Consider the following 16808-nt stretch of genomic DNA (forward strand, 5'->3'; position numbering starts at 1 on the left):
ATGGCTGCACTATACCTACCTACTAGTTGATTGGTCAATAGATAAAAGAACAAATCATGCTGTCCTTTTGTCACCGGAGACAGGCACAGGGAATGCTGTGTAAGGTGAGCTCCCGTCGGTGAGATGGTCGTCATCCTGTGAAATCAGGGAATTACAAATATCATTATTGGGCGTTATGGAGCTAAGACTGGCCGGTTCAGGGCGGCGAGGAGTCTTTCTCTCCCATTATCATTGGGATATTAATCACCCCGATAGAGAAGAGTAAATGTCCAAACTTCACCTTACTGTTATCAGTACATTATGCCTGGCGTTGTCGAGCCAGGTCGCTTTTTCAGCCAGTTTTACGCTGACAAGTCATGAGCTTGAAAAAAACCGTTTCCCTGCAGCTCAGACCCTGAGTTCACCTTATGGATTTGGGTGCAGCGGTGGAAACCTTGCCCCCTCTTTTAACTGGAGTGGCGCGCCGGCAGGAACTCAAAGCTTCGCTCTCAAAATTTATGATAGGGATGCGCCGACAGGCCTCGGTTGGATCCACTGGCAGGTGGTGAATATTCCCTCATCTCTTCACTCGTTACCGGCTGGGATAACGGCGGATAACAAAAATCTCCCGCAAGGGGCTATTCAGACCCGGACTGATTTCGGTATCCCGGGTTATGGCGGCCCTTGCCCGCCGAAGGGTGAAACGCACCGTTATGAGATCACGCTGACGGCACTTCGTGTCGACAAACTTCCGGGAATAACGGCGGACTCGACGCCCGCCCTGGTCGGCTTTATGGCAAAAGCGAACTCACTGGGCGAAGCGCATCTTCAGATTACGCAGGGCCGCTAACCGCAGCCAGGTTGCCGATAGCCTGGCCGGAAACCCGGACCAGGCTGGGGCTGAACCCGAAGCGGGTTCGAAATCTGGCGGCGAACTTAGACGGATTTTCATAGCCGACTTCCAGGGATATGCGGGTGACTGAAAGATCGGTCACCTGCAAAAGTGTCAGGGCGCGGCACATGCGAATGTCTGTCACCAGATGGGTGAATGACGTATTTTCGGCATGCAGATGGCGTCTCAGGGTGGTGGCCGACATACCAAATTCAGCTGCTACCTGCGCAGTATTCCAGTCTTGTGATATGTCTGCTGCAACGAGTTTGCGGATTTTTATCGCCAGTCCGGTATGTTGTTTCAGCGCGAAGAAAATGCGGTATTCATCCAGCCAACTCAGCATCTCTTCCATACGCCTGGCCACGATACTTTCAGGTATGTTTTCAGTATCTGTAATGGCCTCCGCAGTGTGATAAAAGGCCTGGCGAAAACTGTTGCCTGGCTCTGCCATTTTATTTGCTTCGTTCATGCTCATACGTGGGGCATGCATGAAGCAGTAGTTTTGGACGAAATCGGCACAAAAACTCAGCCATGATGCTTCGTACGTACCCGTTAAAGGTGATGGTGTATTGATGATATCAAAAGAGTGCCCTTCCCCGATGACCACCGCGTCCCCCGCTTCCAGCGTTATCTCCTCTTGCGCCCAGCGGATTATTTTCCTGCCATGGCGGACCAGGATGATTGTGGGTTCATCTATAGTGATATGGCGCATCATCAGGGGCTGCGTATGCAGCACATGCGCTGTACTCCCCACATTAATACGACTGGATAATGTTCTTTCCATCATCGCCTTACGAAAAGGAATAGGCCTGCCCTGTAGGCCGACACTTTATGGATGGGCTTGCTTTTTTATAAAGTAATCCCGATTTTACAATACGGCAGTTTTCTCATTCAGATGGAGTGAATATCATAATCCTCAGCACGCCGTCCACATAAGATGACGCTTATCCATTGATAAAACATGGCATTGTCTTCGCTTAAGCACCTTTCTATCGATGATAGCTTTTTATGTTAATCAAACCAACCAACTGGTAGGTAGAATTACTATCAAGTTACATCCTGCAGGAGTGAATGATGCGTGAATTAACCCTTTACAATGAAGATAATTTTAGAGAAATCGAGAGGCATGAAGGGGTTGCGGTGGTGCGTTTCTCTGCCCCCTGGTGCCCACCTTGTCAGATGAGCGAAGACATTTTTAACCATTTTGCCGAGCAGATAGAAAGCGACGTCAAAGTCGGCAAAGTGAATGTGGATCTGGCACCGGTACTGACCACCAAATATGAAATTTGGGGACTGCCGTCCGTACTGATGTTCAAGGATGGGCAGTTGGTCCAGCGTATACCGGGTGTTAAATCGGCAGGGTTTTATCAGCAAGCATTGTCAGAGCTGAAAAAAGGGCAGTGATGCCATTTTATCTATGTTTAAAAAAGTCTCTTAGCGGTCTGATGCCTCATCGGCAAGCGGTTACCCCTCGCTCAGAGTGATAACCGCTTTGTTATAAAATAACCGACCAGTCTGCTTAGCGTTGGAAGGCCGGCATCAACGCTTTGTTATGTTCGATCACTTCATCCAATGCATTTTCAAGCAGTTGGCCGCTTTTGACCAAGGGATTAATAACCAAAGCGCGCCATGCCGTATACCGATTACCACTGATGGCTGCCTCAATGGTCAATTGCTCAAAGCTTTTCATCAGTTGAATCAGACGAAGTACATCTTCCGGGAAAGGTTCGACATTCAGTGGTATCGGTCCAGAACGGGTGATCATTGAACTGACCTCAACCGCACAGTCATCCGGCAGGCCCGCAATCGCACCATCGTTTCGCGTATTGACATGCATGATGATGCGTTTGTCGTTATATATTGCGCTCATCAATTCACATGCCGCATCCGAATAGTACTGCCCTCCCCGACCTTCCAGCGCTTTCGGTTTCTCGGCGAGTTCCGGGTTTCGATAAATTTCGAATAGTTCTCTTTCGAGCTCCTTTACGATCTCACCACGAGTCCCTTCCCCTTGTGCTTCGCCAAGCTCCTGACGGTACATGTCGTCGCTCATGTAGTAATAACGCAGGTAGGGGCAAGGTATCATTCCCATATTCGCCAACAACCGATCCGGCCATTTGAAAGGAGGAATATTTTTAGGCACCAACGGATCATTCCCCTCTGAAATCAGCTCAATGACCTGAGGAAGCTTATCCTTACCCTCATGATAAATATGGCGCGCAAAAATGAAGTGATTAAGTCCCGCGACCTGCATGATAAATTCATTGATATCGCTGACACCTAAAGCACTGGCAATACCCTTTTGCATAATAACAGGCACGTTGCACAGCCCTACGGTTTTGACTGTGCTGTGTTTCAGTATCGCTTCAGTGACCATTCCCGACGGGTTGGTGAAGTTCAGCAACCAGGCATCCGGGCACAGTTGTTCCATTTCTTTCGCTATAGCCAATGCAATCGGGATAGTGCGGCATGCATTGGCAAATCCACCCAGACCATTGGTCTCCTGACCGATCATGTCGTATTTCAGCGATATCCTTTCGTCGCTGATCCGTGCGTCCAGGCAGCCGGCCCTGAACTGAGAACAAACAAAATCGGCACCGAGCAGTGCTTCTGTGCGGTCAAGGGTTTCATAAACCGGTATATCCAGCCCATTTTTTTCCAGCATCCGTCGGGTGAGGCCCGCGATAATCGCCATTTTTTCACGGCCATCCTCAATATCAACCAGCCATAACTCGCGAATCGGAAATTCATTTTGACGCTTGATAATGCCTTCCATCAGTTCAGGTGTGTAGCTTGAACCCGCTCCAATAACCACTAACTTAAGACCCTTCATTAGATATTCCCCTCATCGTTGTTGTCAGGACGTCTGTTGGGCCAATTAAAGAGGACAAGGGGCTTAGTGGACAAACGATCAATTCCGGGGTATGCATTACTGTAAATAATGCATAAGAGAAAATTAAGAAGGAAAATGATGAATGCTCGCTCAACAGAACATACTGGCACTATTGCATACGTTTGAAACGGCAGCACTGCATATGAGCTTTACTAAGGCGGCGACTACTCTCAATCTGACGCAAGGGGCCGTTAGCCAACGCATTCGTTCTCTTGAATCCATGCTCGGATTCAGACTGTTTATTAGAATGACCAGAAAGCTTCAGTTGACCGATGAAGGGGAGCGTTTACTTGGCGTACTCGCGTTTTCACTTAAACGCATCAGTGATGAAATAGAAGATATTCGCGTGCAGGGGCTAAGAGGAACCTTGTCTGTCGGCCTTCCACCTACCTTCGCTTTTCTCTGGCTGATGCCGCGCTTACCGGTATTTACCGAACGGTGGCCGGGGCTGAATATCAATTTCAGAGTGAGAGCCGGTCTGGTAGATTTTAATCTCGAACGAGTAGATGTCGCTATCTACTACAGTAATCTGAAATACCCCGATCTCTACTGCGAACGGTTATCTGAAGAGACGCTGGTTCCCGTCTGTATTCCATCTCTTGCAAAAAAAATCAGGCAAGCAAACCATTGGTTAGCTGAAGTCCCATTCATTCATACGTCTGAATCCGTTGACTCCCAGAATGTTTTTTCCGAATGGCGAGAATGGTGCAGGGAGTCTGGCAAAAACCTGCCTGTTGAAGATAATTTTTTGAGCTTCAACAATTGTCAGATGTCTATTGAAGCGGCACTCAATGGCGGCGGTATCATCATGGGCAGAAAACGACTCATTCGACATTACCTCGATGAGGGCCGACTGATTGCCCCTTTTGAAATAGAAATACCCGCCGGGCGAGGATATGACCTCATTATGCCACGAGAAAACCTTAACCGACCGGGCGTTCAGGCTTTGGCCGAATGGGTAAGAAATGTGTTTAACGAGGAATAAAGTCTGTTTTCGTTCTGATAAAGGGCAATGTAAGCCATATCAGACCTAATGCCAGAGAGCATGATGAAAATGTATGTCAGAAGTGAAAAAAGGGCAGTCATGCCCTTTTATATTTTCAACGCGATAACTATTGCGCTTTCAGTTGCTTAATCGCATCCAGCGTACGTGCGGAATAGACAACGGCAGCGCCTGCATTCAGGTTGATTGCCACACCCAGGGCTTCAGCAATTTCTTCTTCTGTGGCGCCAGCTTTAACGGCAGCTTCGGCATGGACGGCGATGCAACCATCACAGCGAGTCGTCACCGCACAAGCCAGTGCAATCAGTTCACGCACTTTCGCGCCCAGGAGGTTGGTCTTATTGCCGGCGTTGCCCAAAGCCATGACGCCTTTTAGTGTTTCCGGGGTCAACTTACCCAGATCACCAACACGTTGCATCACTTCTGAGCGGTATTCATTCCAATCTAACATGGGGTCATATCCAGAATTATTTTCTTTTAACAATCATTAGGATCTGTTCAAGCGTATCGTTGAAAAGCTCAGGCTTATTAATCGCCCGGGAAACAACGCTAGCGCCCTCGCATAAATTCAAAATAAGCAGAGCCATTTTTGATGGCAGCAGGTCAGCAGTCAGCTCCCCTGCATCAACACCACGGCTGACAATCTTGGTCAACCAGGCAATCTGCATATCGAAATATTCGGTCGCCTGTACTCTGATATTCGGTGGCAGATTGGCCATTTCCGAAGACAAAGCACAGCACAGCGGCATACGCGACGTGCGATAGCTTTCGATGAAAAGCTCTACATAGGCGGTAAGCATCTGCGCAACCGTATTCTCCGTCGCTTCAATCTGTTCAAATCGGTTTTTGGTATCGGTATGGGCCTGAATCACCACTTGTTCGCCCAAAACGTCTTTGGTTGGGAAGTGGTGATGAATACTGGCCTTAGTGATACCAATGCTCTTTGACAAATCAGCATAGCTGAATGCAGAGTAACCCCGTTCGCGCATCAGATGGTCCGCTTCATTCAGAAGCCTTTCTCGTGTCATGACTGACATATAATCCTCACAATTATAATCTACTAGTTGGTAGATATTATCTGCGCCTGTTGTTCCCTGCAAGGGGACATTAGTTCACAACAGTAATTTAACCTTTCTGATAACGCGTTTTGGTCGGAGTTAATAGCCATCAGGCAGTAGGGAAATGACAGTGTTCAGGCATTTCCCTCTCTGAGCTTTACCTACACCAACCGAGTATCAATATTGACCGGGTTCGCCAACGTATCGTGGATCGGCGAGCTTTCTGGCAGTGCACGAACCATTTCTTCAAGCTGTTCACGGCTGGCGGTCGGACTGGAGAGCTTAACGCCAACACGGATCGCTTTCGCCCCGTTGCGAACTTTTTCGTCAAGACCCAGGAAACCGTTCAGATTAATGTCGAAGTTCAGGTCAAGTTCAATACCATCAAGCTCAATGCCCTTTTCTGCCGCCATCACAGTCAGAGTCGCGGTATAACAGCCGGCAAGTGCCTGCAAAATGTACTCAGCTGGGCCCATACCGCTATCAGTACCCGATAAATCAGCAGGTTCATCGCCAACATTAGCAAATTTTCCGGAGCGACTGGTATCAACCTGGCCGTTCTGGATAGTCGCATGAGTTTCCACACGGACGGATACCCCACCGTTGGATTTACTCTTCATGTTAAAGGTGAGATTGCCCAGCTCTGGCTGCTGGCGAATAGCTTCTCGTGTACCGCGAATAACATTAGCGTCAGCAAAAGGTTTTTTTGAATTAGTCATGACAACTCCTGAAGATGTAGTGTAATTTTAAATGTAGGGTATGTGCGACTCAGCACCAACCTACTAGATGGTAGATTACTCTTTGATAAGAAAATTGTCTACTACTATTGATATTCGCTTTGGAAGACATAACATGGAGACATCGTAAGCTCATGAATTATAAACAAAAATCATTAAGAAGAATCATTATATTACTGATGAAGAAATTTTTAACATCGGATTGTGTAAATCAACAAAGGAACAGATCCCCTGCACTTCTGTCCCGCACTGAGGTATGCAGTGTGCAACTCAGCCCTATCGCTACTGGGCTGTAATAATCGAATCAGATAATTGCTTAAAGCACGAATAAGTAAGGAGTTATATAGTTTGGATAATAAACTACTGAAATCGTTCATTATACTGTCTCAAAGTCGGAGCTACAGAGAAGCTGCTGAGAAACTATTCATTACTCAACCTGCTCTGACAAAGCAGATAAACCTTCTTGAGCAAGAATTAGATTTATCTCTTTTTGAACGTGATAATCATGGTGCAAGACTGAGCGCGGAAGGGGAGATGCTTTACCGGAATGCCCTAGTGCTTGATGAACAAATAAATCACTTTTTATGTGTCGCAAAAAAAATCCGCACAGGCAAAACTGGTAATCTTAATATTGGATATACCTCATCTTTTCTAAATATTATCCCCAATATTATTAATGCATTCAATAACCAATATCCAAATATTAATATAAAACTTATTGAAATGCCTTCAGTACAACAAGAACAAGAGTTACTTAAAGGCCGGATTGATTTAGGTTTTATGCGAAAAACAGAAGGTGATACTTTATCTTTCATGCCACTTGGTAACGATTACCTATGCGTTGTGACTCATCCTGATATAAAAAACAGAAAGAAAAGTATCGATGATTTAATCGACACGCACAATATTATTTTACTAAGTGAAATCAGTAATCCAGAACTCTATCACGTCATCAGTGATTATCTTAAACATCGTCACCTCGACAAGAAACCTGTTCAATATCTGACAAATGTGTATAGCGTGCTGGCTCTAGTTGGATCACGTATGGGGGTCACGCTCCTTCCTCACAGTATAATTTCATTTTTAAAATCCAACTTTTCGTGTGAAGCTTTAACAGACTTTCATAGTGAATGGGTGTTAGGTCTTGCATGGAATAAAAAAGTAGATATTCCTCTACGTACGGAGTTCATTAACAGTGTGGTTGAAAACAATCAAAGTGAAAACTCAAACTCTTAGATTCAAAAAGGAAGTAACTATAGATATAATTACTTCTTAATTTCAAGAAAAGACAATGTAATCATAAGAGATGAATTTAAGACTCTCTCTTCTGGAAACTGCTGTTCTTCCAGCAGTTTCAGCGCATGGTCAAAATTCCCCATCTGAGAGCAGTAATGTGCATCCGAACCGACAGAAACATATCCTCCAGCGGACTTAACTTCTTCGATAATCTCACGGCAGTTTGCCGAACTCCCTTTGCGGGCAACAGCAGAACCACTATTTATTTCTAGTGCGACATTATTTCTGGCAGCCTCAGTGGCAATAGCCCGGTAATCAACAGGAAACTTCGGATTGCCAGGATGAACGATAATTTTCACAGATGGATGATTTATCACTTTCATAAGACAGTCTGTATTTTTTGTTACATCAGAACATGGGGGATACACTGCATCGTGAAATCCCGCCATGACAAAATCGAGTTTTTCAGACATCAGGTTATCGCAATCAATACTGCTGTCCTTATAAATATTGGCTTCAATTCCTTTTAAAATTCGGAGCCCGTCTACTAGTTCTGGGATAGCATTCATATTAAGAAAATGCCACTTGTGAGAGGAATCATCAAGAGCAGGTCCATGATCCGTTATTGCTATCGCCAGCATATTTTTACGCTTAGCCTCCATGATGTATTCAAACACTGAACTGTAGGCATGTGCACTTGCATGAGTATGCATATGCAAGTCGATCAACAGATTCATATATTCCTCTTTTAGTTCAATATACGTAAAAATCCTTGAGCCTTACTTATCTTAACAATAAAAAGACAAAATATTAATAGTGCTGTTAACACCACAGGAAGGGATAAAATACCAAACTGATCCAGTAATAAACCGCCTGCAAGACCGCCACCAGCAATTGCCATATTCCAGATAGTTACCATAAGAGACTGCGCTATATCAGCAGCATTACCAGCAGTGCGTGCAGATGCAGTCTGAAATAATGTTGCACCGCCACCAAAACCCAACCCCCATAAAAGTGCACCGCTCATAACGAAATAAACGTTGTCATGAAATAAAGAAAATAACAAAGACGACATGATGAATAGAGACAATCCGCACAATGTAAGAAACTTAAGATGCTTGTCGATAAACACACCAGTAATTATAATACTGATAACTGCCATCACGCCAAAAACCAACAGAAATGTACTGATAAATTTACTATCCAGTGATGTAATTAAATACGGAGAAATATATGTATACATCATGTTATGACCGAGTGAAAAAATAAAAGTCGCTAATAATATTGTTTTAATTCCTGGTATAGATACCGCTTTACCAACAGAAATACGCTCTGCATGACTTATTCCCGGTTGATCCGGTAAAGTGAATGCACCAGCAATAAAAAGCAAACCGGCCAGTACCGTCATAGTATAAAAAATAGTACGCCAGCCATAAATATTTCCCAAAAATGTTCCTGCAGGAACTCCCAGAGAAAGCGCCAGTGGAACGCCTAGCATGACAATTGTTATCGCCCTACCCTGATGAGCCGGAGCCACCATTCTGCCAGCATAGCCCGCAGCCAGTGCCCATAAGAGACCCGCAAAGATTCCAGCCAAAAAGCGGGCGACAAGCGTAACAATAAACGAATCAACTGCAGCAGTGACAGCATTTGATAAAGCAAACCCTGCCAATGTAATTAATAATAGTTTTTTTCTTGACCAGTGCTGTGTTGCCAGTGTTAAAGGAATAGCCGACAACAGTGAACCGATGGCATACAAAGTCACCCATTGACCCGCTTCGGAAGCGCTTACACTGAAAGTCAGCTCCAGTGAATGAAGAAATCCTGCAGGAAGCGCCTCAGTGAGAATTGAAAGGAAGAGAGCTGCGCCTATGATGCCGAGTTTAAATACGGGTAACCTCGATTTTTCATCTGTCAATTTAATTAATTCAGTCATGCACTTGTCCGTTTATTTAATCATGCCGTAGGCTTTCATGAACTCTTCAGGATAACGTGTGCCTGCAGTTTCATGACTTGATATGATATCAGTGATAGTTGAAATCTGTTCTGGGGTTAACGTTATGTCAGCAGCCTGAATATTTTCATCTAGGAATTGAGGCGTCCGGGTTCCCGGGATTGGAATGATCTTGGGCTCGCTGTTCATTATCCAGGCCAGTGCAAGCTGAGCAGGAGTAATTCCATTGTTCTTGGCAAATGTCCTAAACTCATCAACGATGGCATTGTTTGCTTTAAGATTACTTCCCATAAAACGCGGTAGGTAACGTCGGGAGTCGTTTTCTGAGAGGGTATTGAGATCCTGTAATTTCCCTCCAAGCAATCCCCGACTTACAGGACTGTATGCAACGACAGAAATTCCCAGATTATTACATGTCTCCAGGAGACCATTATTTTCAATATCACGGGACATCAATGAGTATTCTGTCTGAACTGCACTCAAACCAAATTCACCATCCGACAACTTCAGCAACAACTCATGCGCAAGCTTGATGGTTTCGGCGTTAACTTCTGACAGACCGATAGCACCAATTTTGCCATCAGACCTTAATTGATACATTGTCGTCATGGCTTCTCTGAGTATATCCTGATCCTGAATAACCCGGTGCAGGTAATACAAATCAATCCTTCTTTCTAGCCTTTCAGAACTCCTCTCAAAGCAGCTTAAAATATAATCACTACTGTTATTTACTTCCCGGTAAAGAGGATTGTTAACATCCCTAACTATTCCGCATTTTGTCGCCAAAATAATCTCATCTTCAGGGTGTTTATTCAGAACCTTACCGAGAAGTTTTTCATTATGTCCATATCCATAGATATCTGCAGTATCGAGAAAGTTAATTCCCTTCTCAATGACTCGCTCGAGCATTCTCTCTGCATCAATTTCTGACGTCAGACCGTAGAATTCGGACAATCCCATGCAGCCATAACCTTCGGCTGTAACATTCAAAGTAGAATGTCCAAGCTTTATTTTTTTCATAATCGATTACACCTTAAATTATTTAATTTCATAACCAGTGTTTTTCTGTAACCAATTCCTGATCGATTTGAATTAGCATATCCCTTGTAATATCGGCCACTGATGAAGCTATATACTTCACTCCTGTTTCCTGCATTTGTTCTTTTTGATAGTTTGTTACCGGAGTTCCGATAAAACCAGTTCTGTAGTATCTTGCGACCTCAGCCATTCTATTGATATCGTCAATAAATAAGACCTCATCAAAGTCTAAATGAAATATATCTTTAGTGATCTCCATGACACCAGGCCTAATGGAGTTAGTATCGACATATGGCTTTTCTTTATCGAAATATTTTTTTAACGAAGGCATATGTTTGTCAAAAATATATTCCTTTGTCCGTCCGCCGTATGAGGTTACTCTGACATTAAACTCCTGTAAAAGACCAAGAAAACTTTCCGTACCCGGCACAACTTCTATTGGATTTTCCTCAATATACTTCCCATGATGTTGAAAAAACGCTTCTATAGTTTTTTGTGCCGACCATGGCAGTTTGCATGCTAACGACATATTGTGCCCACCTGCAATATGAGGAGAGCCCCAGACCTGTCTTTCCAGCTCTGGTGTATAAACACCTCCGTGTTGTTCAACAAAAGATCTGATTGCTGGGCTGTAGGTATCAGTTAAAAGTACACCATCAACGTCAACAGCGACGAGTTTGATCTTATTGAAAATGCTCATATTCAGGCCTATTCGTTAGAAGAAATGATAAGTGCCCCATTATGGCCACCAAATCCCATTGATAGTTTTAAGGCATGACGGATTTTGAGTTCGCGAGATTCTCCGTAAACAACATCAAGATTAATTTCGGGATCTACAGAACTGAGATTTACTGTAGGTGGAATGATCCCATGTTTAACAGAAAGAATAGTCATTACTGTTTCCACAGCTCCAGCTGCTGCTAATGTATGCCCGATTGCCCCCTTTAATGACGTTACAGAGACATGCCGTCCAATTTCTTTTTCAATGACTCGGCCCTCAGTGACATCATTCAAGCGAGTGGAAGTCCCATGAGCATTGACATACTGGATATCTTCACCTTGTAAGCCCGCGTTGTTCAATGCTTGCTTAATGGCTGCTGACAATCCCACCCCTTGAGGATGAGGTGTGGTTACATGGTAAGCATCCGTTGTAAGACCCGTTCCACTTAAAAGAGCCAGTACCTCTTGCCCCCTCGCGATAGCATGTTTTTTGGACTCCAGAACCACAAAACCGGCTCCCTCACCAATAACAAAACCATCGCGGTCTCGGTCAAAAGGTCTGCTTGCATGAGCGATGTCGGGATTTTTGGACAAAGCTCCTAGACGATTCATACCACTAACGATTAAAGGAACGATTGGAGCTTCAGAAGCACCAGCAATTACCACATCGCAGAGTCCCTGTTTAATCCAATTACAGGCCGTATCAATAGCCGTGATACCAGAAGCACAAGCAGTGCTCACAAGTAAGCTGGGGCCAGTTGCATGGCAGTCAATGGCGATCTGCCCTGCAACCATATTCATCATTGCGCCAGGGATAGTAGAAGGTGACACCATCCGATCACCTTCTGACTGGAGAACCTGCTGTTCATGCAGTAATCGCTCAATCCCGGCAAGTGAGTTTCCTACCACCACTCCAACACGTGCGCCATTCCATGTTTTTGGATCAAGCCCTGCATCCGCTACTGCTTCGCGATATGCAACTAGCGCCAACTGAATAAATCTGTCAATACGCCTTGCCAGACTACGTCCAAGAAATTTATCAGGATCAAAATCCGGAATGCAGCAGGCATGATCAATTTCAAGCCCTTCCAATTTCTCGCATTTTCGTGCCGCTGATTTACCACTGAGGAAAAAATCCCAACTTGCAGCAACATTTATTCCAGCGGGGCACACTAAACCAGTCCCGGTAACAGCAATACGGGTGTTGTTATCCAACATAATTTCACCCCTTATTTTTAATATAATCTGAAATATCTTTTGCTGTGAAATCAGGAAGAATATCCCCATCCGGAATTTTAATATCAAACGCTCGTTCCAAATCAAGCTGAATTTCAATCGTTATAATGGAATCGACACCAAGGCTTTCAAGGTCATTATTTTCCTTGACCTTTTCCTCATTAAGTCCAAAATTCCCTACAAGAATCTCGACAACTTTATCTTTTACCGCATCCATGTTATCACCTCTGCACTAATCAATTACATTGAATGAATATTGCATCTCGGCAATATCCACTCCTCCCTGCCTCAAATGAACATTAAATACCATTATATTATTTGAAACACCTAAAGCTATTACTGAAATAATTTCAACATCTTTATCAAGTTCTGCATAATGAAAGAACTTACTTTTCATTTCAATTAGAACAGGAAATCTACCCACCTCAAATTCATATATCCAAAGTTGGCAGTTTTGTTTACCTGCCTCCATCAACACCATTGCTGGGTAATGGTCCTGAGCATGATCAAAATAAGCTGTATTATCCATATTTACAGCAAGCTTTGAAATTATTTGGTTTTCATTAAAAATAGGCATGTTCACGACAACATTGTTTTCTCCCCTGCGAAACACTCTTTGAGGGATTATTCTCGTTGTTTTATCAAAATCTGTAATTGACTTTGATGAGTAAGCTTTGATTTTTTCTTTCCGCACAACACAATAGGCATTGTCTGTCATGTATTTGACTGACATATACACATCTGCTATATGTAGATGGTCTTGATAAACATCAATATTATATGATTGAGAAAGAAGCTTTTCTTTTACTCGCCGAGTATTACTTGTAACTATTTTCAAACTAACATAATGATTTAATAAGTCAGTGGTAGGAATAAAGTTCGCGGTAAAATTGCAAGCCCACTCAGTTAAAATAAATCGTGTATCTAGTGGTTGTTTTTCATATTTGTGAACAATATATGTTTCAGCCTGCCTAGCACATTCTAACAAATTCATAAGATCAGTCAGAGGTCTAGCATGGTCATTGTAATAATGATGTTCGTGTAACAAGGCATGAGCTAAGTATTCGGTGGAGTTAGACGAATTGCAAAAAGATAAAAAAATCTCATTTTGTTCATTCTTGTGAAGTAATCGCTGATCAAGTAACGGCTCTTCTTTTACTTCAACTTCAGTAACAGACTTCATGCTATACAGGCCTCCACCTTAGAATGGTTGAATTTTATACGCACACCACTTCAGACGTATAATGAATAATTTCTATGGCGTAATAACAAAATGTCATCACACTATTTAGTTTTTTCTTATATCTAAAAATCAATAAAGCCCATCAATCTCATAATACGGCCAATTTCACTGATTGGTTTTATTGTTCGGAAGGAGATGCTTTATGCCAGAAAATGACTCTTACCTAAGTTTTATAAATAGGACTCCAAACTGGTTAACTATTCACGAAGCTGTTGATTTAATAAACGCAACAGCAGAATTTAGAATCAATGATTTTGACATTTATCGCCAAGCATTATATGGGAACATCTATCTTTCCATATACTTCCAATCCCCTCTTGCATTAAGAAAAGTTCACGTGACGAATCAAAAAATAAATCTTAGACCTACAAGTAATTCACTGATTGAAAGGCTATGCCTACTCGAAAAGCACTGTTTCATTAGCAGCCGAAATTTAACTATCAGTACCGAAGGTAAATACATTCACCCTCTGCAAATGATTATTGACACTCCCTTATTGGGATATGAATATGTCCTTGTGCAACGTCTACTTGCCTACTCACTGAACATCCCTCTCCCTATAAATGGAGTGAATAATATGAATTATGGCATTTCCGTTAGTATCAACGGGGAATTATTCCAAGTATTTGAACAAAACACATGGCATGAAAGGATACAACAGCAAAAAATGAAACTACCAGAGGATGTCGCTCAGGAGATTGAAGTTTATATTTCATACGAAAATCGGTGTCAGCAAAAAGGGTACTTCCCAATACATAACTTACCACAAGATGCGTGTTTTGTGATTCGGCATTCGGAACTTGATAAAATAATCAATATTTTCTTTAAGAAAAAAACACCCACAGCGACCTCAACACGTATATCGACACCACTATCTCGTATGTTCTGGCTTGCCTGTAAAAATAATCAGGCGATTAGTCCGTTAATCAAGCAACCGTATAAACTATTATCCATTTTTGAACAATGGGCTTCGGAGGAGGGCATTACTGAACGATTCAGTGGCGACACACTGAAGACTGCCCTTGAACGCGGCTCGCCCCCGTCCATGAATACACAAAAGTAAGATGATGTCCCTTTGCTATGACAGTCCGTATTAAGGGATCGAGTTGCCGTAATACGGGCTCATCAACTTTCTCCACACCACTACTTTGTGTTGTCGTGTTATCTCCCGGCTAGCGCTATATCTGCCACAGGAGAATACCGTGACATCTCATCAGTTATTACGTCTGAAACAGGTTGAAGAAAAAACTGGCTTAAAGCGTTCTCAAATCTATCTGTATATGAAAGACGGTACCTTCCCCCGCTCAATCAAGATTGGCCCGGCCAGTGTCGCCTGGCTCGAATCGGAAATTGACGAATGGATCAATATTAAATTAGTCCGCCGTTCAATAGGCTGAAGGGAGAAAACACCATGATTATCCCGTCACTTAATTACGCCGTATTAACCGATGCCCTACATGCATTGAAGGAGGGCAACATTCGTCACTGTGAATCGCTAGGATTCACTTTCGATGAAATGAATGCCCTCAACCAATTATCACTGGACGAGCTGTTTATCATCAGTCGGGAGTCTGCGCAGTTTTTGGCTGTGACGGTTCATCACGACGCATTACACCTGCTTCTGGCTAAATCCCGTGAGGAGGTTCTGCAGCAACAACGTATCAATCATGCCATCCGGCTTGGGGGGTCAATTGCGCTACTCAACAAGTATTTTGGCCTCACCTCCAACGAAGTTTGCCTTCGCCGCCGGTTACTGGGCGTCCGAGTGCCTTATGGCCGGACGCCAGAGCCGGACGAAGATACGGATGCGGCCATCTGGCTGCAATGGCAACAATGCCGTGTGGCCAGTCTGGAATCAACCGATGCGCTGGACGCCATGATGCAGGTAACGCAAACCCTGCTGGCGAAAGTCGAAGGATTGTCACTGACCATCGTCTGGAAGCGTATCGCACTTTGCGAGCGGGAGGCGTCAGACCGGAGGGCCGCACATGCCGGATGAGATCGACCGCGATCAGGAATTTAATGAGCAACGACTGGAGGAGATGATTGAACAGAGTCGTTTTAAGCCAGGGCCTACGCCATCATTATTCCATTGTCGTGTATGCGGTAAGCCCATTCCTGAAAAGCGACGGCTGGCACTGCCGGGCATAACCACCTGCACGGAATGTCAGGAAAAACTTGAACGCCGAAGACGTTAATAATGGTCACAGAGACATGCAGGAATATTTTCCCTGCATGTCTCTATCATTAACTATAAATCCACAGTTGTCTTTATTAGATATTTCACTTCCTTTTATTTACCCCAAAGCTTATCCCCCTCCACCGCTAATTTATCTCTCTCATTTTAACTTTGAATTTATCGTTCATATACCGCCCCGGATATCTGATCCTGAAAACCTCATTACATAATATTTACCCGTATTGACGTTAATTTGCTTGGATCGGGCATTGCTCTTTAAAAATAAGGTTCTGGCTGTCACGAAACCACAATTCAGGGTGCCGCTGAATGTTCTCGCTGACCCGTTAAAACCGGAATGCAGAATTGGGATGTGACATTTATTTAACTCATCGTTGTTTTTAGTAGAGGAGGTCTCATGCGAAAACCCATTTATCACGTATTTGTCACCCAAGAAAGTCAACCCGATGCACAGGGCGAAATAAACACGTATTGGACCAGGGTTGGCGTGGCGTTCGCTCATAACGGTAAGTCTGGCCTGAATATCATGCTGACACCCGGTATTGCTGTCTCCGGCAAGCTGGTGCTGCTTGAACCCAGAGAAGATAGCGGCATTTCGCAGGATACCGCCTCTGCTTAATCC

Annotated in this window: 21 protein-coding genes; 9 read left to right on the forward strand and 12 right to left on the reverse strand. The window is 43.8% G+C overall.

Features of this window, described 5'->3' with window-relative positions:
- Positions 1 to 265: 265 nt before the first annotated feature.
- Entirely contained in the window at positions 266 to 829 is a 564-nt protein-coding gene (locus tag GA565_RS16250) for a YbhB/YbcL family Raf kinase inhibitor-like protein (protein ID WP_152199379.1), read from the forward strand.
- Here GA565_RS16250 and GA565_RS16255 read toward each other — a convergent pair.
- Positions 813 to 1658, reverse strand: a complete 846-nt coding sequence (locus tag GA565_RS16255) for a helix-turn-helix transcriptional regulator (protein ID WP_226950984.1) — start codon at positions 1656 to 1658, stop codon at positions 813 to 815. The genes GA565_RS16250 and GA565_RS16255 overlap by 17 nt on opposite strands.
- A gap of 287 nt (positions 1659 to 1945) precedes the next feature.
- Here GA565_RS16255 and GA565_RS16260 point away from each other — a divergent pair, with 287 nt between their 5' ends.
- The gene (locus tag GA565_RS16260) at positions 1946 to 2275 is read left to right on the forward strand and encodes a co-chaperone YbbN (protein ID WP_015697014.1); all 330 of its coding nucleotides are present in this window, start codon (positions 1946 to 1948) and stop codon (positions 2273 to 2275) included.
- 115 nt (positions 2276 to 2390) lie between these two features.
- Here GA565_RS16260 and GA565_RS16265 read toward each other — a convergent pair whose 3' ends face one another.
- Positions 2391 to 3704, reverse strand: coding sequence for a 6-phospho-beta-glucosidase (locus GA565_RS16265; protein ID WP_103072770.1), 1314 nt, complete (start codon positions 3702 to 3704; stop codon positions 2391 to 2393).
- Positions 3705 to 3846: 142 nt separating this feature from the next.
- Here GA565_RS16265 and GA565_RS16270 point away from each other — a divergent pair, with 142 nt between their 5' ends.
- Positions 3847 to 4749: a LysR substrate-binding domain-containing protein gene (locus GA565_RS16270; RefSeq protein WP_032693559.1), complete on the forward strand. Its 903-nt coding sequence runs from the start codon at positions 3847 to 3849 to the stop codon at positions 4747 to 4749.
- A gap of 127 nt (positions 4750 to 4876) precedes the next feature.
- On the opposite strand, the gene GA565_RS16275 is transcribed toward GA565_RS16270, so the two are convergent.
- The 3 genes from GA565_RS16275 to GA565_RS16285 all read right to left on the reverse strand — a co-directional run bounded on the left by GA565_RS16275 (position 4877) and on the right by GA565_RS16285 (position 6544).
- A complete protein-coding gene (locus tag GA565_RS16275) occupies positions 4877 to 5218 on the reverse strand; it encodes a carboxymuconolactone decarboxylase family protein (protein ID WP_032693558.1) in 342 nt (113 codons plus the stop codon).
- A 16-nt stretch (positions 5219 to 5234) separates the two neighbouring features.
- Entirely contained in the window at positions 5235 to 5804 is a 570-nt protein-coding gene (locus tag GA565_RS16280) for a TetR/AcrR family transcriptional regulator (protein WP_024359925.1), read from the reverse strand.
- Positions 5805 to 5986: 182 nt separating this feature from the next.
- Complete coding sequence (locus GA565_RS16285; RefSeq protein ID WP_020439356.1) at positions 5987 to 6544, reverse strand: OsmC family protein; 558 nt, start codon at positions 6542 to 6544, stop codon at positions 5987 to 5989.
- Positions 6545 to 6910: 366 nt separating this feature from the next.
- Here GA565_RS16285 and GA565_RS16290 point away from each other — a divergent pair, with 366 nt between their 5' ends.
- Positions 6911 to 7798 (forward strand): LysR family transcriptional regulator, encoded by an 888-nt coding sequence (locus GA565_RS16290; RefSeq protein ID WP_152199380.1) that lies wholly within the window; start codon positions 6911 to 6913, stop codon positions 7796 to 7798.
- 29 nt (positions 7799 to 7827) lie between these two features.
- Here GA565_RS16290 and GA565_RS16295 read toward each other — a convergent pair whose 3' ends face one another.
- Genes GA565_RS16295 through GA565_RS16325 form a run of 7 tightly spaced genes read right to left on the reverse strand, consistent with a single transcriptional unit; the run spans position 7828 to position 13929 of the window.
- Positions 7828 to 8535, reverse strand: coding sequence for a PHP domain-containing protein (locus GA565_RS16295; RefSeq protein ID WP_152199382.1), 708 nt, complete (start codon positions 8533 to 8535; stop codon positions 7828 to 7830).
- Between the two features lie 11 nt (positions 8536 to 8546).
- The gene (locus GA565_RS16300) at positions 8547 to 9734 is read right to left on the reverse strand and encodes an MFS transporter (protein WP_152199384.1); all 1188 of its coding nucleotides are present in this window, start codon (positions 9732 to 9734) and stop codon (positions 8547 to 8549) included.
- 12 nt (positions 9735 to 9746) lie between these two features.
- On the reverse strand, positions 9747 to 10772 hold the full coding sequence (locus tag GA565_RS16305) for an aldo/keto reductase (RefSeq protein ID WP_152199385.1): 1026 nt from the start codon (positions 10770 to 10772) through the stop codon (positions 9747 to 9749).
- A 28-nt stretch (positions 10773 to 10800) separates the two neighbouring features.
- The gene (locus GA565_RS16310) at positions 10801 to 11490 is read right to left on the reverse strand and encodes an HAD family hydrolase (RefSeq protein WP_152199387.1); all 690 of its coding nucleotides are present in this window, start codon (positions 11488 to 11490) and stop codon (positions 10801 to 10803) included.
- A gap of 8 nt (positions 11491 to 11498) precedes the next feature.
- Complete coding sequence (locus GA565_RS16315; RefSeq protein ID WP_152199388.1) at positions 11499 to 12728, reverse strand: beta-ketoacyl synthase; 1230 nt, start codon at positions 12726 to 12728, stop codon at positions 11499 to 11501.
- Between the two features lie 4 nt (positions 12729 to 12732).
- Positions 12733 to 12963: an acyl carrier protein gene (locus GA565_RS16320; RefSeq protein WP_152199389.1), complete on the reverse strand. Its 231-nt coding sequence runs from the start codon at positions 12961 to 12963 to the stop codon at positions 12733 to 12735.
- Positions 12964 to 12978: 15 nt separating this feature from the next.
- Entirely contained in the window at positions 12979 to 13929 is a 951-nt protein-coding gene (locus tag GA565_RS16325) for an AfsA-related hotdog domain-containing protein (protein ID WP_152199390.1), read from the reverse strand.
- Positions 13930 to 14131: 202 nt separating this feature from the next.
- Between GA565_RS16325 and GA565_RS16330 the strand changes: the two genes are divergently transcribed.
- The 5 genes from GA565_RS16330 to GA565_RS16350 all read left to right on the forward strand — a co-directional run bounded on the left by GA565_RS16330 (position 14132) and on the right by GA565_RS16350 (position 16805).
- The gene (locus tag GA565_RS16330) at positions 14132 to 15052 is read left to right on the forward strand and encodes a hypothetical protein (protein ID WP_152199391.1); all 921 of its coding nucleotides are present in this window, start codon (positions 14132 to 14134) and stop codon (positions 15050 to 15052) included.
- Between the two features lie 139 nt (positions 15053 to 15191).
- Positions 15192 to 15386, forward strand: coding sequence for an AlpA family transcriptional regulator (locus GA565_RS16335; RefSeq protein WP_009635172.1), 195 nt, complete (start codon positions 15192 to 15194; stop codon positions 15384 to 15386).
- Between the two features lie 14 nt (positions 15387 to 15400).
- Positions 15401 to 15988 (forward strand): DUF2857 domain-containing protein, encoded by a 588-nt coding sequence (locus GA565_RS16340; protein WP_152199392.1) that lies wholly within the window; start codon positions 15401 to 15403, stop codon positions 15986 to 15988.
- Positions 15978 to 16187 carry a TraR/DksA family transcriptional regulator gene (locus GA565_RS16345; protein WP_015689816.1) on the forward strand — a complete coding sequence of 70 codons (210 nt, stop codon included), beginning with the start codon at positions 15978 to 15980 and terminating at the stop codon, positions 16185 to 16187. The genes GA565_RS16340 and GA565_RS16345 overlap by 11 nt, the downstream gene beginning before the upstream one ends.
- Before the next feature lie 396 nt (positions 16188 to 16583).
- Positions 16584 to 16805: a hypothetical protein gene (locus GA565_RS16350; protein ID WP_024359933.1), complete on the forward strand. Its 222-nt coding sequence runs from the start codon at positions 16584 to 16586 to the stop codon at positions 16803 to 16805.
- Positions 16806 to 16808 lie beyond the last annotated feature (3 nt).

It is taken from the genome of Rouxiella sp. S1S-2 (genome assembly GCF_009208105.1).
Lineage (GTDB): Bacteria > Pseudomonadota > Gammaproteobacteria > Enterobacterales > Enterobacteriaceae > Rouxiella.